Source organism: Arthrobacter sp. DNA4 (assembly GCF_024362385.1).
In the GTDB taxonomy this organism is placed as follows: Bacteria; Actinomycetota; Actinomycetes; order Actinomycetales; family Micrococcaceae; genus Arthrobacter.
In genome coordinates, this window is record NZ_CP101466.1 from 3,074,409 (window position 1) to 3,093,832 (window position 19,424).

The window sequence follows — 19,424 nt, forward strand, 5'->3', positions numbered from 1 at the left end:
ATAACGACGCCATATGGATTTCCTGACACGACTCAGAGAGACCTTCCTTGACTGGGAGAAGATCGCTGAGGTTCTGCCAAGCATGTTCTCTGTGGGCCTGCCCAATACGCTGGTCCTTGCGATCACTTCGGGACTTATCGGGGCCTTCGCCGGCCTGGTCCTGGCTCTCATGGGAATCTCGCGGAATCCTGTGGCACGGTGGGCCGCCCGGGTGTACACAGACGTATTTCGTGGACTCCCGGCCGTCCTCACGATTCTGGTCATCGGCCTGGGATTCGGACCGATATTCCGCGAGATGACGGGCAGCAACAGCCCCTACCCCATGGGCGTTGCGGCTCTGTCGCTCATGGCCGCCGCGTACACGGGCGAAATCTTCCGCTCCGGCATTCAGAGCGTAGACAAGGGGCAGCTCGAGGCGTCACGCGCCCTGGGATTCGGCTACGGTGCATCCATGCGCCTGGTGGTGGTTCCCCAGGGTATCCGCCGGGTGCTTCCTGCCCTCATGAACCAGTTTATTGCGCTGATCAAGGATTCCTCGTTGGTCTTCACCTTGGGCTTGCTGGCCACGGAACGGGAACTGTTCCAAATCGGCCAGGATGCGGCCGCCCGCAGCGGGAACCTGTCCCCATACGTGGCAGCTGCCATTTTCTACCTGGCCATGACCATCCCGCTCACTCACCTGGTCAACTACATCGACGCCCGGCTGCGCAGCGGCCGGTCGGAAAAGAAAGAACCGGACGACGCCGCGGCCGTCGTCGGGAAGGGAGCCCAGGCATGAGCGAGTTCGCATCAGGAACACTGAGCGCCAAGAACATCCACCTTTCCTTCGGCAGCAACCACGTCCTGCGGGGCATCGACCTGCACGTTCCGCAGGGCACCACGGCGTCCGTCATTGGACCGTCGGGCTCCGGCAAGTCCACCCTGCTGCGGGTCATGAACCGGCTGATCGAACCCGACCAGGGGGACATCCTGCTGGACGGCCGCTCGGTCCTGAAAGACAATCCCGACGAGCTCCGCCGCCGGATCGGCATGGTGTTCCAGCAGTTCAACCTGTTCCCCCACAAGACCGTGGAGGAAAACGTCTCGCTGGCCCTGCGCAAACTGCGCAAGCTCTCGAAGGAGGAGGCGCGCAGCGAGGCGCTGGAACAGTTGGATCTGGTGGGCCTGAGGCACAAGGCCGATTCCCGCCCGGCCAACCTTTCCGGCGGCCAGCAGCAGCGCGTGGCCATTGCCCGGGCGCTGGCCATGAAGCCGGAGGTCATGTTCTTCGACGAGGCCACCTCCGCCCTCGACCCCGAACTGGTCAAGGGTGTCCTGGCACTGATGACTGACCTCGCCAAGGGCGGCATGACCATGGTGGTGGTGACCCACGAAATGGGCTTCTCCCGCAACGTCTCCGACGCCGTGACGTTCATGGATGCCGGCGTCGTGGTGGAGTCCGGGCCGCCTGAGCAGCTCTTCACCGAGCCAAGGACCGACCGGCTCAAGGGCTTCCTCTCGGACGTCCTCTAACGCCTCGCACGCAAAGAAATCCCCGGCTGCAGCCTGCAGCCGGGGATTTTTTCGTAAGGAACGACGGCGGTGCTAGCCCTGGGCGGCTGCGGCCGCCTTCGCTGCGGCAGGCAGTGCATCGTAGATCCGGTTCATGGCGGCGTCGTCGTGGGCGGCGGAAAGGAACCACGCCTCAAAGACCGACGGCGGAAGGTAGACCCCCGACTCCAGCATGGAGTGGAAGAACGGCGCGTAGCGGAACGCCTCCTGCGCCTGTGCATCGGCGTAGTTGTGGACCCCGTTGGCCGAGGTTCCGAAGGCCACCGAGAACAGGTTCCCCGCGAACTGGATTGAGTGGTCCACCCCTGCGGAATCCAGCGCGTTGGAGACGGCGGAGGAAAGCTCCAGGGAACGGACGTCGATGAAGGAGTAGACATCGCGGGTGGCGTGGGTCAGTGTGGCAACGCCGGCAGCCATCGCCACCGGGTTGCCTGACAAGGTGCCCGCCTGGTACACGGGGCCGGTGGGCGCGAGGTATTCCATGACGTCGGCACGGCCGCCGAGGGCCGCCGTCGGCATTCCACCGCCGATGACCTTGCCGAAGGTGAGCAGGTCGGGCGTCCACGGGTTTTCCGCATCCGGCGCACCGCCGGTGAGGCCCCAGTAGCCCGAGTAACCGGTGCGGAACCCGGTCAGGACCTCATCGACGATGAGGAGCGCACCGTGCTCGCGGGTGATCTGCGACAACCCAAGGTTGAATCCCTCGGCGGGGGTTACTACGCCCATGTTCGCCGGCGCGGCCTCGGTGATCACGGCAGCGATGTTCGGCCCGTGCACGGCGAAGGCTTCCTTGACGGCGGTGAGGTCGTTGTAGGGCAGCACCAGCGTCTCCGCGGCGGTTGCTTCCGTGACACCGGCGGAGCCGGGCAGGGCAAGGGTTGCCAGGCCGGAACCCGCGGCGGCCAGGAGTCCATCCAGGTGGCCGTGGTAGCAGCCGGCGAACTTGATGATGAGGTTGCGGCCGGTGAATCCGCGGGCCAGCCGGACGGCGGTCATGGTGGCTTCGGTGCCGGTGGACACCATCCGGAGGCGTTCGACGGCGGGAACGCGCTCCTGGACGATGGCTGCCAGGTTGGCCTCGTCCGGGGTGGATGCGCCGAAGGAGAGCCCCCGGTCGACGGCGGCGTGCACCGCTTCCAGCACGGCCGGGTGGGCGTGGCCCAGCAGGGCCGGACCCCAGGAGCAGACCAGGTCCACGTATTCCTTGCCGTCGGCATCTGTCAGATACGGTCCCTTCGCTGAGACCATGAAGCGCGGGGTCCCGCCGACGGAGCCAAAGGCCCGCACCGGCGAGTTGACGCCGCCGGGCATCAGCCGGCGGGCGCGGTCGAAGAGTGCCTCGTTGCGAGGATTGCTGGAAGTCATGGTTCCTATTCTCTCAGTTAGCCGGAAGCTCAGTTAGCCGGTAAGCGCAGTCAGCCGCAGAAGCCCAGTCAGCCGGCGAGCAGTTCCGCCACCCGGGGCGCCACCGCCGTGCCCATCAGTTCGATTGAGCGCATCATGGCGCTGTGCGGCAGCGGACCGTTGCTGTATTTCAGGTCGAAGCGGTCAACACCCAGGTTCCGCTTCAGCCGGACGATTTTTTGGGCCACCGTTTCCGGTGATCCGACGTAGAGGGCCCCTTCTGCGGAACAGAGCGCATCGAACTCACCGCGTCCGGCCGGACCCCAGCCACGCTCGGCCCCGATCCTGTTCCGGAGTGCCAGCCAGTGGGGATAGAGCTCTTCCCGGGCCTGCTCATCCGTGTCGGCGACATGGCCCGGCGAGTGCGTGGCCATCTGCTGCATGGGATGTCCGTATTTGCCCATCGCCTCGCGGTAGAGGTCGGCCAGGGGCCGGAAGCCCCGCGGCTGGCCGCCGATGATCGCGAAGATGATCGGGTAACCGTACTGGGCGCACCGCAGCACGGATTCGGGGGTGCCGCCCACGCCGATCCATGTGGGCAGCAGGTGGTGCTCCAGGGGCGGGTAGACGCTCAGCCCGTGCAGGGCGGGACGCGTGCGGCCCTCCCAGTGCACGGGTTTTTGCGCCCGGACCTTGTCGAACAGTTCGAGTTTTTCCTCGAACAGGACCTCGTAGTCCGCCAGGTCCAGCCCGAACAGCGGGAAGGATTCAATGAACGATCCGCGCCCGAGCATCACTTCGGCCCGGCCGTTGGAGATGGCGTCCACGGTGGCAAAGCGCTGGAACACCCTGATGGGATCGTCCGAGCTGAGGACCGTCACGGCGGACCCCAGCCGGATGCGGGACGTGCGCGCCGCGGCGGCGGCCAGGAAGACTTCCGGCGCGGAGACGGCGTAGTCCTTGCGGTGGTGCTCCCCCACGCCAAAGGCATGGAGTCCGACGGCGTCCGCCAGTTCCGCCTGCTCCAGCAGCTGGCGCAGGACCTGGGCATGAGGCTGCGGACTGCCGTCCGGGTTCGCGCCGATGTCACCGAAGGTATTCAGGCCAAAGAGGATCCGGTCCTCCCCCACGGGTGCGGTTGGCGCGGCGGAAGGACCGGTCACCGGGTTTCCTTCAGCCAGCCGGTCAGTTCGGCGGCCCAGTAGGTGAGGACCGTATGGGCGCCGGCACGCCGGATACCCAGTACGGACTCGGTGATGGCGGCACGGCGGTCGATCCACCCGTTGGCGGCGGCGGCCTCGATCATCGCGTATTCGCCGGAGATCTGGTACGCGGACACCGGTACCGGGCTCATGGCGGCAACGTCGGCGACGATGTCCAGGTAGCTCATGGCCGGCTTGACCATGATGATGTCTGCACCCTCGGCCAGGTCCAGTTCCACCTCGCGCAGGGCTTCGGTGCGGTTTCCGGCGTCCATCTGGTAGGTCCGCCGGTCGCCCGTGAGCTGGGAGTCCACGGCCTCGCGGAAAGGTCCGTAGAACGCGGAGGCGTACTTCGCGGAATACGCGATAACGGAGGTGGTCACGTGCCCTGCTTCATCCAGTGCCGAGCGGATGGCGGCGATCTGGCCATCCATCATGCCTGACGGGCCGAGCATGTGGGCGCCGGCCTCTGCCTGGGCCACGGCCATCCTGGCGTAGATCTCCACGGTGCGGTCGTTGTCCACGTAGCCGTCGGCGTCGAGCACTCCGCAATGCCCGTGGTCGGTGAATTCGTCCAGGCAGACGTCACTCATGATCACCAGGTCATCGCCCACCTCCGCGCGGACGTCCCTGATGGCCTTGTTCAGCACGCCCTCAGGATCCAGGGACGCGGTGCCCTCGGCGTCGCGGGTTTCGGGAATGCCGAAGAGCATGATGCCGCCCAGGCCGAGCTCAACCGCTTCGGCGGCGGCCCGCTTCAGGGTGTCGGTGGTGTGCTGGACTACGCCCGGCATGGACGTGATGGGGTTGGGCTCGGTGAGTCCCTCCCGGATGAAGGCGGGAAGGATGAGCTCGGCCGGTGCGAGGCGGGTTTCGGCGGTCAGCCGGCGCATGGCCGGGGTGGTGCGCAGGCGGCGGGGGCGTTGGGTGGGGAAAGTCATGGGTCCTGTCCTTCGCATGGTTGTGAAGCTTTGTGGAGGGAAAACGTTCCGGCCCGGTCAGGGCGGGTTGAGGGCCTTCGCGACGGCTGCCACCAGCCCGTCCGGTGTGGGCTCTGCCGCCACCTCCGCGACCTCAAGGCCCAGGGCTGTGGCCTGGTCCGCCGTCGAACGGCCAATTGCCACCAGCCGGCAGCCGCCCAGCGGACCAAGGGCGGCGATCCGCCGCACCGCGCTCGGCGAGGCGGCGATCACGGCGGCAATGCGCCCTTCGGCGATGTCCGTGGCGGCAGCTTCCGGCGTCAGGAGGGAGTACGACGGCGGCTGCGGGCCGGCGTCGAACGCTTCCGCCCGGACGGCGAGACGGCGCTCCGCTGCCGCCGGGTAGTCGACGGTGCGGTAGGCAGTCACAGCGGCGACGTCGCCGCCGGCGGCTTCCAGTCCCGCCGCCAGCGTGCCGGCCGCGATATCCGCCTGCGGCAGCAGGATCCTGCCGCTCCCGGGCCAGACGGCGAGCAGGCCGGCGGCTGACTGCTCCCCGGCCGGCGTGAGCGCTACGTCCAGTCCGCCCGCATCCAGCAGCCGGTGGGTTGCCGGACCGATGGCGGCGATCCGCGTGCCGGAAGGTACCAGTTGGTCCAGGCGCAGGCCACGTTCGGCCGCCTTTTCCATCAGGACGTGCACTGTTGTGGCGCTGCTGACCACCAGCCAGTCGAAGGCGCCCGCTGCAAGGGCGTCACAGGCGACGTCCAGCGCGTGTTGGTCCGGCGCTCTTTCGAAATCGATGAGCGGAAGCAGCACCGGCAGCGCACCGGCTCCCTTCAGGGCCTCCACCAGGGCGCCCGAGCGCTCCGGGCTGCGCGTGACCAGGACCCGGACCCCGCCAAGCGCCATGCCTCCATGCGGCTTGGCGGATCCGGAGTCACTGGAAGGCTGCGTCATTGCCAGGTCAGGACGCCTGCAGGTCTGCGATGTCGGCGGCTCCGGCAGCAAGGAGGGCCTCCGCCAGTTCAATGCCCAGCAGGGTCGCTCCCACCTCCGTCAGTCCGTCCGTGGCGCGCTTGTCCCGCACGGTGGCGGTGCCGTCCACAGCGCACACCACGGCTTCAAGGTGCAGCATGCTGCCTTTGCGGTAGGCGTATGCTCCCACCGGAGCTGCGCAGCCTGCTTCGAGCCTTGCCAGCAGGGCCCGCTCCGCCGTGACGGCAAGGCGGGTGTCGGGGTCGTCCAGCGCTGCCAGGGCCTGGGCCAGGACGTCACGGGAGCCGTCAGCCGCGCCGGGCTTTGGCGGGGCGTCCGCCGTCCGGCACTCGATGGCCAGTGATCCCTGTCCTGCTGCGGGCAGCATCACGTCGGTTTCCAGGTATTCGGTGACGGCGTCCAGGCGGCCGATCCGCTCCAGGCCGGCGGCCGCGAGCACCACGGCGTCCAAGTCACAGGACTTTCCGGGGACCACCTCGCCAGTGGAGTTGCCGGGCAGCCCGGGAACGCGGCCCAACCGGGTATCCACGTTGCCGCGGATGTCCACGATGTCCAGGTCCGCACGGGCGGCGCGCAACTGGGCCGCACGCCGTGGCGAACCGGTGCCAATGCGGGCACCGGCGGGCAGGTCTGCCAGCTTGAGTCCGTCGCGGGCGCACAGGACGTCGCGGACGTCCACACGGCGCGGGGTGGCGGCAAGGCTGAGGCCTACTGCTGCCCCTGTCGGCAGGTCCTTGAGCGAGTGGACGGCAACATCGCACTCATCGCGCAGGAGCGCGTCACGCAGGGCGGCAACAAAGACGCCCGTGCCGCCCATCTGGGACAGCGAGCCCGTGAGGACGTCGCCGTCCGTGCGGACGTGCACCAGTTCCACCGGGAAACCGCCGACGGCGGCAAGCTGGTCCGCGGTCTGCTGGGTTTGGGTTAGCGCCAGCTTGCTGGCGCGTGTTCCGATCCGGACTGTCACAGCTGGGCCGTTTCCGCGGCACCGCCGGACGGGTACGGGTCATGGCCGGTGCCTACCGTGGTGTCGGCCCCTGCAATGGTGGGCTTTTCGCCACGGAAGTTGGCGCAGCATCCTGGTCGGCAGACGTCGTACCAGGGACCAAGATCCGTCAGGGCGGGGCGGTCGCTGATGTTGTTGGCCACCGTCCGCTCGGAGATGAGGTCCACCAGGCCGTCAACGAACTTCCGGTGCGTACCGGGCGTGGGGACGCGGGTGGCGGCCAGGCCCAGGTTGGCGCAGGTTTCCATCGCTTCGGTGTCCAGGTCCCAGACGACTTCCATGTGGTCGCTGACGAAGCCGAGCGGAACGATGACGATGCCCTTGACGCCCTGGCCGGTCAGTTCCTCGATGGCGTCATTGATGTCCGGTTCCAGCCACGGCACATGCGGGGCACCGGAACGGGACTGGTAGACCAGGGACCACGGTGCGGTCAGCCCGGATTCCTTCTCCACCCGTTCGATGACGGCGGCGGCATTGGCGAGGTGCTGGGCCACGTAGGCGGAGCCTTCCTCGAACACGCGGGGCTCCCCCTCGGAGCGGCCCGCAGCTTCGGCGTCCCGGGTAGGGATGGAGTGGGTGGCGAACAGGATGTGGACGGGGGCATCCGGCGTGCCGGCTTCGGCGAGCTTGGCCCGCACGTCGGCCAGGCCGGCGGCGGTGCCCTCCACGAACGGCTCCACGAAACCGGGGTGGTCGAAGTACTGGCGGACCTTGTCCACTTCGAGTTTGCCGTCCAGACCGGTCTCCGTCAGCGCCATGCCGATGTCCTCGCGGTACTGGCGGCAGCTGGAGTAGCAGGAGTAGGCACTCGTGGTGAGCATCAGCACCCGGCGGTGGCCGGCGTCGTACGCTTCCTGCAGGGTCTGCGGGATGTAGGGGGCCCAGTTGCGGTTGCCCCACAGCACGGGCAGCTCGATGCCGCGGGCAGCCAGCTCGGCTTCCAGCGCTGCCTTCAGCTCGCGGTTCTGCTGGTTGATGGGGCTGACGCCGCCGTTTGCGCGGTAGTGGTGTGAGACTTCCTCAAGCCGCTCGTCCGGGATCCCCCGGCCGCGGGTGACGTTCCGGAGGAATGGGATGACGTCATCCTGGCCTTCCGGGCCACCGAAGGAGGCCAGCAGGACGGCGTCGTAGTTCTTGGGGGCCATGCGTCCGGCCTCGGTCACCGGGTTGACGGCCGTGGCGGCCTGCTGTTCCGGGCTCATGCCAGGACCTCGGCAACCTCTTCGGCGGAGATGCGGCGTCCGGTGTAGAACGGGACTTCCTCCCGCACGTGGTTGCGTGCCTCGGTGGCGCGGAGGTGGCGCATGAGGTCCACCAGGTCAACGAGCTCGGGGGCTTCCAGGCCCAGGATCCATTCCCAGTCGCCCAGGGCGAAGGAAGAAACGGTGTTGGAGATGACCTGGGGGAAGTCGCGGCCCAGGAGGCCGTGGTCGCGGAGCATTTTGCCGCGCTCGGCCTCGGGCAGGATGTACCACTCGTAGGAGCGCACGAACGGGTAAACACAGAGCCACTCCGCCGGAGCGACACCGCGGGAATATGCCGGGGTGTGGTTCTTGGCGAACTCGGCCTCGCGGTGGACACCCATCGCGGACCAGACAATCTCGGTGCCGGCGAAGAGGGTGCTGCGGCGGATGTCCCGGATGGCCTGCTGCAGCGCTTCCGGCTTGGGTCCATGGAGCCACACCATGACGTCGGCGTCGGCGCGCATGGCCGAGACATCGTAGCTGCCCCGGTGGGTGACGCCGGCGGCGGCGAGACGTTCCAGCAGCGCGTCGAAGTCGGCGGCGGCATCAGCGCTGCGGACCACTGACCCCGACCTCTTGAATACCGTCCAGAGGGTAAAGAACTGCTCGGCTGATTCTTCGGTTTTAGTGACAGATTCGGCAGAAGTGTGGCTCATGGTTACAAGTTTGCCCCTTCCCTGCCCCAAGACGAAACCGAAAAGTTCTACAGCTCGTAGAAGTGAGCAAAGTCACATTCCCTCGTGCAGCAGGCCACCAGGTGCTCCCCCTTAGAGGCGGCGCATCCGCAGGAACACCAGGCCGGCAGCCGCTCCCACGCCAACAAGGCCCGCACCCAGCCACACCATGGCATCGGGCACGCCAGGCAGTGGGCCGGTGGAGGAAACTGCCTGTCCCGGTCCGGCCGGGGCGCCCGCAGCGTGCGGCGCGCGGGTGGGCTGGGACTGGCGCGCGTTGATGGACAGCGACGTTGGCAAGGCGGACGCATGTGTGGCGTCAGGACTGCCTGCACCGTCGGTGCCCGGCACGCCGACAGCACTGCCGCCCGCCACGGCGGACGTGGGAACGAAAGGACTGCCCGCGCCGCCGGAGCCCGGCACTGCTGCCTGGGTTCCGGAGGCGGGAGCAGACCCTCCTGCTGGTGCTCCGGTGGCCGTCCCACCGGCCGAAGGAACGCCTGCCGGGGCCGGCGCCCCGGCCACCGTGGAAGTGCCGGTTGCGGGGTCAGCGGCCGGCGCTGGCGCAGTGGAGGGCCCGGACGCCGTGGGAGACTCTGGCCGGTCGGTGGCCGGAGAGCTGGTCGGAGTGGCAGCGGCTGTGGTCCGCGGGCCAGGTGCCAGCGGCGTTTCGGAGGACGTCGGACTGGGCGCGGTAGCCGACGTGGCCCCCGCGGACGGGGAACCGTTGGCCGCCGGACGCAGGGAACCCGGCACCGGAAGAATGGGCCATGGCGTGCGCGGGGCGCTCGTGGCCGGGGATCCCGCAGCGGGTTCGTCCGCTCGCTGCCGGCCGTCTCCCTCATGCCCGGATGCACCGTTCCCCGTGGCGCCCTGAGTTCCGGGAGCGCCTTGGCGGGCCGCCGTGGACAGTCCGAACGCCGCGGCGGTTGCGGCCACGGATCCTTGTGCCGCCGGATGCTGCGGAGGGGGGACCGCGTCGTCAGCCAAGGACGCCTGGACGCCGGTGGAAAGAACCAGTACCGCTCCGACGGCCGCTGCTGCGGTGCCGCGCCGGAGTCCCCCATGGATACCGGTCCGGGAAAGTGAAAGCTCGGACCTGTGTTGAACCATAGTCATCGACCCTAACCAGAACGGCTGGCCGATTGGAAACCAGGAAGGAGGCCCGGCCGTCCCGCCAGGCCGGAGCCAAGGACCGGCTTCGGGGCGCTGACCAGCACCGACGCTCAGGCGGCAGTTAGTTGGCCGATTTGCTCACGTGTGTCGGCCACCACAGCGGCCAACCCGTTCCCGGCAACCCATCCGCCCACGACGGCCAGGCCGCCCGCGGCGCTGCAGGACCGCCGGATGTCCGCTGCCCGTGCGCGGTGACCGACGGCGGCGAACGGCAGGGCTCCGCGCCACCGGACCACGTCCCAGCCCCGCACGTCCCCGCCGGTGATGCGGACGCCGAGCAGGGCGGATGCGTCGCGCAGGGCGGCCGCGAACAGCTCATCATCGGTTTGGGGACCGGCGGCGGCAGGGGCCGAAGCACCGTCCACCCGGCCGTACGAAAGGCGCACCACATGGCGCCCGGGGCCGGCAGCGGCGGTCAGCCAATCCCATTTGCCCGTGGCGTGCGTCAACGCCTTTGCTTCGATGCCGGGCGTTTGCGGGGCCACCAGGATTCCCGTCCCACGCGGCCGCCGGTCCAGGTCCGGTTTGTCCAGGACCAGCGTGACCAGCTTGACGTCCGGCCCGGAGGCCGGTTTCTTTCCCGAGATGGCAGGTACAGCAGGTTCCAGCAGTTCGACGGCGGCCGGGCCCTCCACGGCCATGACAAGCAGCGCGGCATGGAAGGCCGCGCCGGCAGCGTCGACGCGCCAGCCTTCCGGGGTGCGGGAAACCGACGTGGCGGCAGTGCCCAACAGCAGGGTCACGTCCCGGCGTTCGAGCTCCGACACCAGGGCGTCCACCAGCGTGTGCATGCCGCCTTCGAGGCCTGCGACGGCGGACCCGGCCTTTGCCGGTTGGGGTGTCCGGGCCTGGGCGGTTGTGCCGCCGCCGCGCCGCTGTGCCGAGACCGCGGCAGCGAGGGAACCGTGCCTGCGCAGGCCCGCACGCAGGCCCGGAGCCACCATATCGACGTCGAGCAGGCCGGGATCGGCGGAGTGGACGCCGCCCACCACGGGCGAGACGAGGCGTTCCAGCACGCGGGACCCCATGCGGGTCCGGACCAGCGCGGAGACGCTGGTGACGCCGGCGCAGGCCCCTATGGATGCGGGCAGCAGCCCGTCAAGGGAGGCGCGCAGCGAGCCGAGGATGCCCAGGGTGCGGCGGACCTCAGGGTCCCAGGGGTTGGCGGGAATACCCAGCACTCCGGTCCGGGGCAGCTCGCGCGGTCCGTCCGGCAGCTGCACCCAGGCACCCCCGGGCCGCGGGGGAACGATCTTCGCGCCGAGCCCAAGGTCCGTGCAGAGCCGGGCTACGGCGTCGGACCTGGTGGCGAAGGACTCAGCGCCGCTGTCCAGGGTGAGCCCCGCGACCGTATGGCTGCCGACACAGCCGCCCCACGCCGTCCCGGCTTCCAGGACAGTCACCTCATAACCGGCTGCTGCGAGTTCCCGGGCGGAGAGCAGCCCGGAGATCCCGCCGCCCACCACGAGCGCCTGGCCAGGTTTCGCCGGGGAGCTGCCCACCGGTTACTCCGGCGAGATGGAGTGGATAAGCTCCACCACCCGGGTCAGGACGTCAGGGTCCGTTTCGGGCGGTACGCCGTGTCCCAGGTTCAGGACATGGCCCGGGGCGCCGGCGCCGGCGGCGATGACCTCGCGGACGTGCGCTTCCAGGACGTCCCAGGGTGCTGCCAGCAGCGCGGGGTCGATGTTTCCCTGCAGCGGCACGGTTCCGCCCAGCCGGCGGTTCGCCTCATCGAGCGGCAGCCGGTAGTCAACGCCCACCACGTCCACTCCAACGTCCCGCATGGCCACGAGGAGTTCGGACGTGCCGGTGCCGAAGTGGATGAGCGGGGCACCCAGGTGGCGGACATGGTCCAGGGCACGGGACGACGCCGGCGCAACGTATTTGGTGTAGTCGGCCAGCCCCAGCGAGCCCGCCCAGGAGTCGAACAGCTGGGCGGCGGAGGCGCCGGCCTCCAGCTGGGCTTGGAGGAACATGCCGGAAGCGTCGGCAGCCCAGTTGGCCAGCGCGTTCCATGTCTCCGGGTCGGCGTGCATCATGGTCCGCGGGCCCAGGTGGTCGCGGGACGGCTTTCCTTCCACCATGTAGGCGGCCAGCGTGAACGGTGCGCCGGCGAAACCGATCAGGGGCGTCTTGCCCAGTTCGGCCACCGTGAGGCGGACGGCTTCACGGATCGGCTCCAGGGCTTCCCATGTGAGCTGCGGCAAGGCGGCAACATCGGCTGCCGTGCGTACCGGTTTGTCGAGGACCGGCCCGACCCCGGGCACGATGTCCACGCCCACGCCCGCGAGCTTCAGCGGGATGACGATGTCGGAGAAGAAGATGCCGGCGTCGACATCATGGCGGCGGACGGGCTGGAGCGTGATCTCAGAGGCCAGCTCCGGGCGGAGGCAGGAGTCCAGCATGGCGATGCCTTCGCGCACCTTGAGGTATTCGGGCAGCGACCGGCCGGCCTGCCGCATGAACCAGACGGGACGGCGGGACGGCTTGCCGCCGCGGTAGGCCGTGATCAGCGGGGAGTCTGCTGTGCGGCCGTCCATCAGTGGATGGTCTGCGGCGAGGGTGCCGGCAGCGGAGACGGCAGGGCTAGGAGTCATGCTTTTGATTGTGCCCAAAAAGAGCTGCAAAAGATAACGACAACCTGTCGCTGAGGGCACGGGAATCGCCGAGGTGGCACGGATCACGTCCAGGTGTGGCGACTATCCTTTCCGGTGGTTGTTCTACCGGGCAACGAAAAAGCTATGATTGGTCTGCTGTGGTTCTTTTCTCATTGGTGGCTACACACGCCGACATCGATCTTGAAACCGTTGCTCAGTTGAGCAACGGTTCCTCCGGGATTGCCGCATCCGCGCTCACCGAATCCCCCGCCGTGGCCGGAGCGGTGGTCCTCGCCACCTGCAACCGCTATGAGATCTACGGCGAAGCTCCCAATCCGAACGACGTCGAAGCGGCCCGGGCGGCGCTGGTGTCGCGGATCAGCCAGGCCAGCGGACTCTCCGAGCCCCTCGTGTCACGCTCCTTCAGTACCCGGACCGGTCCCGAGGTGACCCAGCACCTGTTCGCCGTCAGCGCCGGACTGGACTCCGCCGTCGTTGGTGAACGCGAGATCGCCGGCCAGGTGCGCCGCGCCCTCATCACCGCACAGCACGACGGTACTGCCAGCGCCGGCCTGGTCCGGCTGTTCCAGGCCGCCTCGAAAACCGCCAAGGACGTCGGCGCGCAGACGGCCCTCGGTTCCCGGGGGCTTTCCATCGTTTCGGTGGCCCTGGACCTGGCCACCGATCTTTCCGAAAACCCCGACTGGTCGACCAAGAAGGTTGTGCTGTTCGGGACCGGCGCGTACGCCGGCGCCACGATGGCACTGCTGCGTGAACGCGGCTGCACGGACATCTCCGTATACTCCTCGTCCGGCCGGGCCGAAGGATTCGTGGCCTCGCGCGGCGGGTCCGCCCTGGACGTGGATTCACTGCGCCCGGCGGTCGCCGCCGCCGACGTCATGATCGGCTGCAGCGGCTCGGACACCCGGGTTGAAGCTGACGAACTGGCCCAGGTCCGTGCGGACTCACCCCAGCCCCTGATTGCCATCGACCTGGCGCTCACCCACGATTTCGATCCTGCCGTCGGCGAGCTGGACGGCGTGGAACTGCTGACCCTGGAATCGGTGCGCCTGGCAGCACCGCAGGAGCAGGCGGAATCGCTGGCCCAGGCAAGCGGCATCGTCAAGGGCGCCGCCCAAGCCTTCGAACAGGAGCGCGAAGCCCGCTCCGTGGACTCCGCCATCGTTGCCCTGCGCCGCCACACCATGAACGTGCTGGACGCGGAGATGGAAAAGGTCCGTGCCCGCCACGGCTGCACCGCTGCCGCCGAAGAAGTGGAGTTCGCACTCCGCCGCATGGTCAAGCAGTTGCTGCACGTCCCCACCGTCCGCGCCCGCGAACTCGCCGCAAACGGGCAGCAGGATGACTACGTTGCGGCGCTTGAAGCGCTGTACGGCATCACCGTCGAGCAGCCCGGCACGGCCGCGACGGCAGTGGTGGAGGCCGAGTGCCCGGTGGACCACAAGGGCCGCGAGACCGCCTGACCCACAAACACCCCCTTGCTCTATCAGATATGGCTCCTAAACCACCGGTTTGCGAGCCATATCTGATAGAGCAACCGGTCAGTAGACCGGTTTCCCGGGTTCCACATCCCGCACCCAGGCCAGGATCCCGCCGTCGAGATGGCTGACCCGCTGATAGCCGGCCTGCCGGGCCGCCGCCAGGACGTTGGCGGAGCGTGTACCGGCCTTGCAGTGGAACACGATGTCCCGGTCCTGCGGAAGTTCATCCCAGGCCTCCCCGGCCAGGATGCGTCCCTGCGGGATGAGTTTGGCCCCGTCGATCCGGACGATGTCGTACTCCCCCGACTCGCGGACATCCACCAGTTCGAAGTCCTTGAGCCCGGCTTTCCGTGAGGCCAGCATGGTGGCCAGCTGGGTGGCTGTGACGATGTGTTCCGTGTCCGACGGGGCGGCCGGGGCGATGCCGCAGAACGCCTCGTAGTCAGTGAGTTCCGTGATGGGCTGGGCAGCCGGGTCCTTCGACACGCGAATTTCACGCCAGCTGCCGCCCAGTGCGTCAAACAGGGCCACGCGGCCCAGCAGGGAACGTCCGACGCCGGTAATCAGCTTCACCGCTTCGGTCACCATGAGCGATCCCACGGCAGCGCACAGCATGCCGAAGACGCCGCCCTCACCGCAGGACGGCACGGAACCGGCAGGCGGTGCCTCGGGGTACAGGTCCCGGTAGGTGGGTCCGTGCTTCTCCCAGAACACACTGACCTGGCCATCGAAACGGAAAATGGAGCCCCACACGTAGGGCTTGCCCAGGATGGCGGCGGCATCGTTCACCAGGTACCGGGTGGCGAAGTTGTCGGCACCGTCAAGAATGAGGTCGTACCCGCTGAACAGTTCCAGGGCATTGGATGAGTCCAGGCGCACGTTGTGCAGCCGGACGTCAACCAGCGGGTTCAGCTCGGCAATGGCATCGCGCGCCGATTCGATCTTGGGGCGGCCCACGTCGCTGACGCCGTGGATCACCTGGCGCTGCAGGTTGCTCAAGTCCACGACGTCGTCGTCGATGATTCCGATCGTTCCCACCCCGGCCGCGGCGAGATACAGCAGGGCGGGGGCACCCAGGCCGCCGGCGCCGATGACCAGCACCTTGGCGTTCTTGAGCCGCCGCTGCCCCAGCGCGCCGATCTCGGGAATGATCAGGTGCCGGGAGTACCGTTCAACCTCGGCGGGGGTGAGGCCTGCAGCCGGTTCCACCAGCGGATCCAGGGCAGGGGTTGCAACATTTGCGGTGAAAGTCGAAGCCATACTTCAATGTATGCCCCGGGATACCGCCGGGTCATATTACCCCGCAGTAAAGTGAAGGGTAACTGCAATGGAAAGAAGGACAACTGTGGTCCCTGAAGCACGGGCTGACCGTCCGACCTCCGCCGCACCCCAAACTCCCTCCCGCCCCGCAGGCCAGCGGTCCGCCCGCTTGCCCCGGGATGAGCGCCGCGCACAGCTCCTTGCCGCGGCCCAGGAGGTGTTCGTAGCCAACGGCTACCACGGTGCGGCGATGGATGAGATTGCAGAAACCGCCCATGTGAGCAAACCGGTGTTGTACCAGCACTTTCCTTCCAAGCGCGACCTCTACCTCGCCCTGCTGGAAAGCCACCTGGCCTCACTGACCGAACTGATGCTGGGCGCCCTGAACTCCACCACGGACAATGATGAACGCGTCCAGGCCGTCATGCGCGCCTACTTCCACTTCATCGCCAATGACGACCAGGCCCACCGCCTGGTGTTCGAGTCCGACCTGATCAACGATCCCGATGTCAGCTCGCGGCTCGAAACCTTCAACCGGACCTTCGCCGACGCCATCGCCCGGGTCATTGCGGAGGACACCAAGCTCCCCCACCTGGAAGCCGAACTCCTGGGCCGCGGCCTGGCCGGAATGGCCCAGGTCAGCGCCCGGTACTGGCTGGAAACGGACGGCAACCTGGACCTCGATGTGGCCAGCGACCTCATCTACCGTTTAGCTTGGCGCGGAATCTCTCGCTTCCCCAAAGAGTCCTAGACTACAAATAAGACAACACCTCGTAGAGAAACACGAGTACTTTCACAGGCTGGGAGGCCCCCTTGGAAATTAAGATCGGCGTTCAGAACGTTGGCCGCGAAATCGTGCTGGAATCAACCCAGGATGCGGAGACGGTGGCCAAGGTTGTTGGCGAAGCCATTAATGAGGGCAGCGAACTGCGCCTGAAGGATGACAAAGGACGCCTGATCATTGTTCCGGGCAACGCGCTGGCTTACGTGGAAATTGGTGCCGAGGAGGTCCGGCGCGTAGGTTTCGGCCAGTTCTAGGCCGGCCCGTTTCAGCCTCTGCCCTTCCAGGGCCACCGCAGTTTTCCAAGGAGATCCATGCTTTCGCTGACCATCGTGGTGCTGGCAACCGTCGCCGCCGGCTTCGTCGTCTGGGCCAATGACAAGCGGCATGCCAAATACGGCGCGGCAGTGCCGGCCGGTGTTGCCGCGGGTGTTGCGGCGCTGGCGTGGATCATCCTGATGACCGCGGGCTTCGGCTACCTGCCGGGGACCACCTGGCTTCCGTGGGTCCTGCCCATTGTCGTCGGAGTAGCTGCAGCCGTCGCCGCCGTCGTCTACCTGGGCCGTACCCGTGCGCGCCGGGACACGGAGCGGCTGACTGTCATTCTGCGGCGCTGACCGCCGGCAGGTCAGTAAATACGCGTGTGGCCACCACCCATCCGGGTGGTGGCCACACCTGTCTCACGGTGGGGTCAGAGGAACTCCGCCCGGCCCTCCATCGCGGACGAGGCAAGGGCGTGCTCCCGGCGAGGGATGCGCCCGGCGGCCCTGGCCATCCTGCCGGAGATCACTGCATGCTTGAACGCCTCGCCCATGAGCGCGGGGTTCTGGGCCCGCGTCACTGCCGTGGCCAGCAGGACGGCGTCGCAACCCAGCTCCATGGCCAGCGCGGCGTCTGACGCCGTGCCGATCCCCGCGTCCAAAACCACCGGCACCGAGGCGCGGGAAACGATGAGCTCGATGTTGTGCGGGTTCAGGATTCCCAGTCCGGTGCCGATCGGGGCGCCCAGCGGCATGACGGCCGTGGCGCCGAGGTTCTCCAGCCGCAGCGCAAGCACGGGGTCGTCATTCGTGTAGGCGAAGACCTTGAACCCCCGGTTGACCAGCTGCTCCGTGGCGTCCACGAGCTCCACGGCGTCCGGCAGGAGGGTCTGCTCGTCCGCGATGACCTCCAGTTTCACCCAGTCGGTCTCCAGAGCCTCCCGGGCAAGTTCCGCAGTAAGGACCGCGTCCCTGGCCGTGAAGCAGCCGGCAGTGTTGGGCAGCACGCGGATCCCATGGTCCACCAGCAGCTGGAACAGCGACCCGGTTTCAGCCGTGGAGTACCGCCGCATGGCCACTGTGGTCAGGGCGGTGCCGGAGGCCAGCAGCGCTGCGCCCAGGCCGTCCAGGCTGGGTGCCCCGCCCGTGCCCATGATGAGCCGGGATCCGAGGGCGACGCCGTCAATCACCAGGGCGTCGGCGGCACCCGCGTTTCCGGCGGGGTTGATGGTGTTGGTTTCGGTCATGGCGTCAGCCTCCCTGTACTGCAGTGACAAGTTCAATATCGTCGCCCTCGGCGAGCGCGGTGGCGAACCATTGGCTGCGCGGCACCACCTGGGCATTATGCGCGACGGCGACGCCCAGTTTCCCGCCGTCCGTCGCCTGTCCGTTGGGTGCCAGCGGGCGCCCGGTGACCTGGCTGACGAGCGTGGTGATGGAGGCGCCGTCGGCCACCTCGTGCGTATTTCCGTTCAGGGTGATGTTCACGCTGTCTCCTTGATGTGGGGTGTGGTGGCGGCTGCCGCCGGCCGGGAGAACCGCTCCGGGCTGAAGGGCGCCCAGCGGGAATCGGATGTACCGTCCAGCAGCGCCGTGCAGATGGCGGCTGCGGCGGGTGTGAGCAGGACGCCGTGCCGGAAGAACCCGGTGGCGATGATGAGTCCCGGGACGTGCCCGTCGGCAGGGTTTCCGGACCCCGGATCCACCCGCACGCGGCCCAGCAGGGGCGCGTTGTCAGGGGTACCGGGGCGGGCCCGGGCGGTGCACTCGAGCAGTTCCAGTTCGGCGACGGCGGGCACCAGCGCCTGCGCGTCCCGCAGCAGCTGGTAGACGCCTCCGGCGCTCACGGCATCGGAGAGCGCGTCCTCGCGCTGGGTTGCCCCTATCACCACGGTTCCGTCCTGCCGGGGGACGATGTAGACGGGGACGCCGTGAACCAGGCCGCGCACCGTGGAGGTCACCAGGGGCTGGAGGTGCTGCGGAACGGCGAGGCGGAGGATGTCCCCGTGGACTGGGCGCAGTGGCAGGTCGAGGCCGTCGGGCAGGCCCCCAAGGTCCCCTGCCTGCAGGCCGTTGGCCACGATGGTTTCCGCCGCCAGGACGGTGCCGCCGCCGGCGAGGCTGGCACCGGTAACCGTTCCGCCCTCCCACAGCAGGCCGGCGGCCCGGTCGGGTACGGCATACCCGTCCACCGCTCCGGCGGCGGCCAGCTCCGGGGACCTAAGAGCAGCGCCCGCGAGGGCCAGCCGCAGGGCTGCCACCAGGCGCCGGGGATCCACCTGGTGGTCTGCGGGTGTGTCCAGGGCGCAGGCGATGGCGGGACTGAGCAGCGGTTCGCGTTTGCGGGCTTCGCGCACGGCCAGGGGCTCCACCCCCAGTCCGTTGGCCTGTTGTACCGCGCGGAGGTCCATCAGCGCGCGGCGGTCCGCGGCGTCGGCACCCACGGCGAGTGTCGGCGTCGTCAGGTATCCACAATCCGCCCCCGTCGCGCCGGCGATCCCCGCGGCGAACCCGGGCCAGCGGGACGATGCCTCAAGCATCAGTTCCAGGAGGTCCTCCTCCTGGTAGTGAAGTTCGCTGACCGGGGCAAGCATGCCCGCGGCGGCCCAGCTGGCACCGTTTCCGGGTGCGTCATCGATCAGGGCAACGGAGCGTCCGGAACGCTGCGCCTCCCAGGCGATGCCATGGCCCACCACTCCCCCGCCGATGACGGCGACGTCGGCCCGGACGGTGGACTGGATGCCGGTATGGGCGGGCCCGGGGACATTGTCAACGGGGTTGCGCATGTGGTTCCTTCCCTACGCCGGCATTAACCGGATCAGGTCAAGCGGTCGGCTCTGACGCCCTCTCAGCCCGGCGCTTTGTGACAGCTGCCGCAGGCTCCCGCAGTACCTGCCCAGTTTAG

At 68.3% G+C, this 19,424-nt stretch carries 21 protein-coding genes and 1 riboswitch; of the genes, 7 read left to right on the plus strand and 14 right to left on the minus strand.

Going from position 1 to position 19,424, the window contains the following annotated elements; genetic code table 11:
- Window positions 1-13: 13 nt before the first annotated feature.
- Window positions 14-778: an amino acid ABC transporter permease gene (locus tag NMQ03_RS14085; protein WP_255172700.1), complete on the plus strand. Its 765-nt coding sequence runs from the start codon at window positions 14-16 to the stop codon at window positions 776-778.
- Complete coding sequence (locus tag NMQ03_RS14090) at window positions 775-1,512, plus strand: amino acid ABC transporter ATP-binding protein (protein ID WP_255172701.1); 738 nt, start codon at window positions 775-777, stop codon at window positions 1,510-1,512. Before NMQ03_RS14085 ends, NMQ03_RS14090 begins: the two co-directional genes overlap by 4 nt.
- A 72-nt stretch (window positions 1,513-1,584) precedes the next feature.
- Here NMQ03_RS14090 and hemL read toward each other — a convergent pair whose 3' ends face one another.
- From hemL to NMQ03_RS14130, 8 genes are all read right to left on the minus strand, one after another.
- Complete coding sequence (gene hemL / locus NMQ03_RS14095; RefSeq protein WP_255172702.1) at window positions 1,585-2,916, minus strand: glutamate-1-semialdehyde 2,1-aminomutase; 1,332 nt, start codon at window positions 2,914-2,916, stop codon at window positions 1,585-1,587.
- Between the two features lie 68 nt (window positions 2,917-2,984).
- The gene (locus NMQ03_RS14100) at window positions 2,985-4,058 is read right to left on the minus strand and encodes an LLM class flavin-dependent oxidoreductase (RefSeq protein ID WP_255172703.1); all 1,074 of its coding nucleotides are present in this window, start codon (window positions 4,056-4,058) and stop codon (window positions 2,985-2,987) included.
- The gene (gene hemB / locus NMQ03_RS14105) at window positions 4,055-5,038 is read right to left on the minus strand and encodes a porphobilinogen synthase (protein ID WP_255172704.1); all 984 of its coding nucleotides are present in this window, start codon (window positions 5,036-5,038) and stop codon (window positions 4,055-4,057) included. The genes NMQ03_RS14100 and hemB overlap by 4 nt, the downstream gene beginning before the upstream one ends.
- Before the next feature lie 57 nt (window positions 5,039-5,095).
- Window positions 5,096-5,929, minus strand: a complete 834-nt coding sequence (locus NMQ03_RS14110) for a uroporphyrinogen-III synthase (RefSeq protein WP_255172705.1) — start codon at window positions 5,927-5,929, stop codon at window positions 5,096-5,098.
- 55 nt (window positions 5,930-5,984) lie between these two features.
- Entirely contained in the window at window positions 5,985-6,983 is a 999-nt protein-coding gene (gene hemC, locus NMQ03_RS14115; RefSeq protein ID WP_255172706.1) for a hydroxymethylbilane synthase, read from the minus strand.
- Complete coding sequence (locus NMQ03_RS14120) at window positions 6,980-8,224, minus strand: ferrochelatase (protein ID WP_255172707.1); 1,245 nt, start codon at window positions 8,222-8,224, stop codon at window positions 6,980-6,982. The genes hemC and NMQ03_RS14120 overlap by 4 nt, the downstream gene beginning before the upstream one ends.
- A complete protein-coding gene (gene hemQ / locus NMQ03_RS14125) occupies window positions 8,221-8,922 on the minus strand; it encodes a hydrogen peroxide-dependent heme synthase (RefSeq protein WP_255172708.1) in 702 nt (233 codons plus the stop codon). The genes NMQ03_RS14120 and hemQ overlap by 4 nt, the downstream gene beginning before the upstream one ends.
- 111 nt (window positions 8,923-9,033) lie before the next feature.
- A complete protein-coding gene (locus NMQ03_RS14130; RefSeq protein ID WP_255172709.1) occupies window positions 9,034-9,240 on the minus strand; it encodes a hypothetical protein in 207 nt (68 codons plus the stop codon).
- A 13-nt stretch (window positions 9,241-9,253) separates the two neighbouring features.
- Here NMQ03_RS14130 and NMQ03_RS14135 point away from each other — a divergent pair, with 13 nt between their 5' ends.
- Window positions 9,254-9,817 (plus strand): hypothetical protein, encoded by a 564-nt coding sequence (locus NMQ03_RS14135; protein ID WP_255172710.1) that lies wholly within the window; start codon window positions 9,254-9,256, stop codon window positions 9,815-9,817.
- A gap of 349 nt (window positions 9,818-10,166) precedes the next feature.
- On the opposite strand, the gene hemG is transcribed toward NMQ03_RS14135, so the two are convergent.
- Both hemG and hemE read right to left on the minus strand, forming a co-directional pair.
- Complete coding sequence (gene hemG / locus NMQ03_RS14140; RefSeq protein WP_255172711.1) at window positions 10,167-11,618, minus strand: protoporphyrinogen oxidase; 1,452 nt, start codon at window positions 11,616-11,618, stop codon at window positions 10,167-10,169.
- Between the two features lie 3 nt (window positions 11,619-11,621).
- A complete protein-coding gene (gene hemE, locus NMQ03_RS14145; RefSeq protein WP_255172712.1) occupies window positions 11,622-12,716 on the minus strand; it encodes a uroporphyrinogen decarboxylase in 1,095 nt (364 codons plus the stop codon).
- 158 nt (window positions 12,717-12,874) lie between these two features.
- Between hemE and NMQ03_RS14150 the strand changes: the two genes are divergently transcribed.
- Window positions 12,875-14,200: a glutamyl-tRNA reductase gene (locus tag NMQ03_RS14150; RefSeq protein WP_255172713.1), complete on the plus strand. Its 1,326-nt coding sequence runs from the start codon at window positions 12,875-12,877 to the stop codon at window positions 14,198-14,200.
- 78 nt (window positions 14,201-14,278) lie between these two features.
- On the opposite strand, the gene moeB is transcribed toward NMQ03_RS14150, so the two are convergent.
- The gene (moeB, locus tag NMQ03_RS14155) at window positions 14,279-15,478 is read right to left on the minus strand and encodes a molybdopterin-synthase adenylyltransferase MoeB (protein WP_255172714.1); all 1,200 of its coding nucleotides are present in this window, start codon (window positions 15,476-15,478) and stop codon (window positions 14,279-14,281) included.
- An 85-nt stretch (window positions 15,479-15,563) separates the two neighbouring features.
- Here moeB and NMQ03_RS14160 point away from each other — a divergent pair, with 85 nt between their 5' ends.
- From NMQ03_RS14160 to NMQ03_RS14170, 3 genes are all read left to right on the plus strand, one after another.
- On the plus strand, window positions 15,564-16,229 hold the full coding sequence (locus NMQ03_RS14160; protein WP_255172715.1) for a TetR/AcrR family transcriptional regulator: 666 nt from the start codon (window positions 15,564-15,566) through the stop codon (window positions 16,227-16,229).
- Between the two features lie 62 nt (window positions 16,230-16,291).
- The gene (locus NMQ03_RS14165) at window positions 16,292-16,516 is read left to right on the plus strand and encodes a DUF3107 domain-containing protein (protein ID WP_159631504.1); all 225 of its coding nucleotides are present in this window, start codon (window positions 16,292-16,294) and stop codon (window positions 16,514-16,516) included.
- Window positions 16,517-16,573: 57 nt separating this feature from the next.
- A complete protein-coding gene (locus NMQ03_RS14170) occupies window positions 16,574-16,876 on the plus strand; it encodes a hypothetical protein (protein ID WP_255172716.1) in 303 nt (100 codons plus the stop codon).
- A 74-nt stretch (window positions 16,877-16,950) separates the two neighbouring features.
- On the opposite strand, the gene NMQ03_RS14175 is transcribed toward NMQ03_RS14170, so the two are convergent.
- From NMQ03_RS14175 to NMQ03_RS14185, 3 genes are all read right to left on the minus strand, one after another.
- Window positions 16,951-17,766: a thiazole synthase gene (locus NMQ03_RS14175; RefSeq protein ID WP_303693483.1), complete on the minus strand. Its 816-nt coding sequence runs from the start codon at window positions 17,764-17,766 to the stop codon at window positions 16,951-16,953.
- Between the two features lie 4 nt (window positions 17,767-17,770).
- Complete coding sequence (gene thiS, locus NMQ03_RS14180) at window positions 17,771-18,007, minus strand: sulfur carrier protein ThiS (RefSeq protein ID WP_159631501.1); 237 nt, start codon at window positions 18,005-18,007, stop codon at window positions 17,771-17,773.
- Window positions 18,004-19,305 (minus strand): FAD-dependent oxidoreductase, encoded by a 1,302-nt coding sequence (locus tag NMQ03_RS14185; protein WP_255172717.1) that lies wholly within the window; start codon window positions 19,303-19,305, stop codon window positions 18,004-18,006. Before NMQ03_RS14185 ends, thiS begins: the two co-directional genes overlap by 4 nt.
- A riboswitch (TPP riboswitch) is annotated at window positions 19,298-19,416 on the minus strand. Its footprint overlaps the gene before it by 8 nt.
- Between the last annotated feature and the right edge of the window lie 8 nt (window positions 19,417-19,424).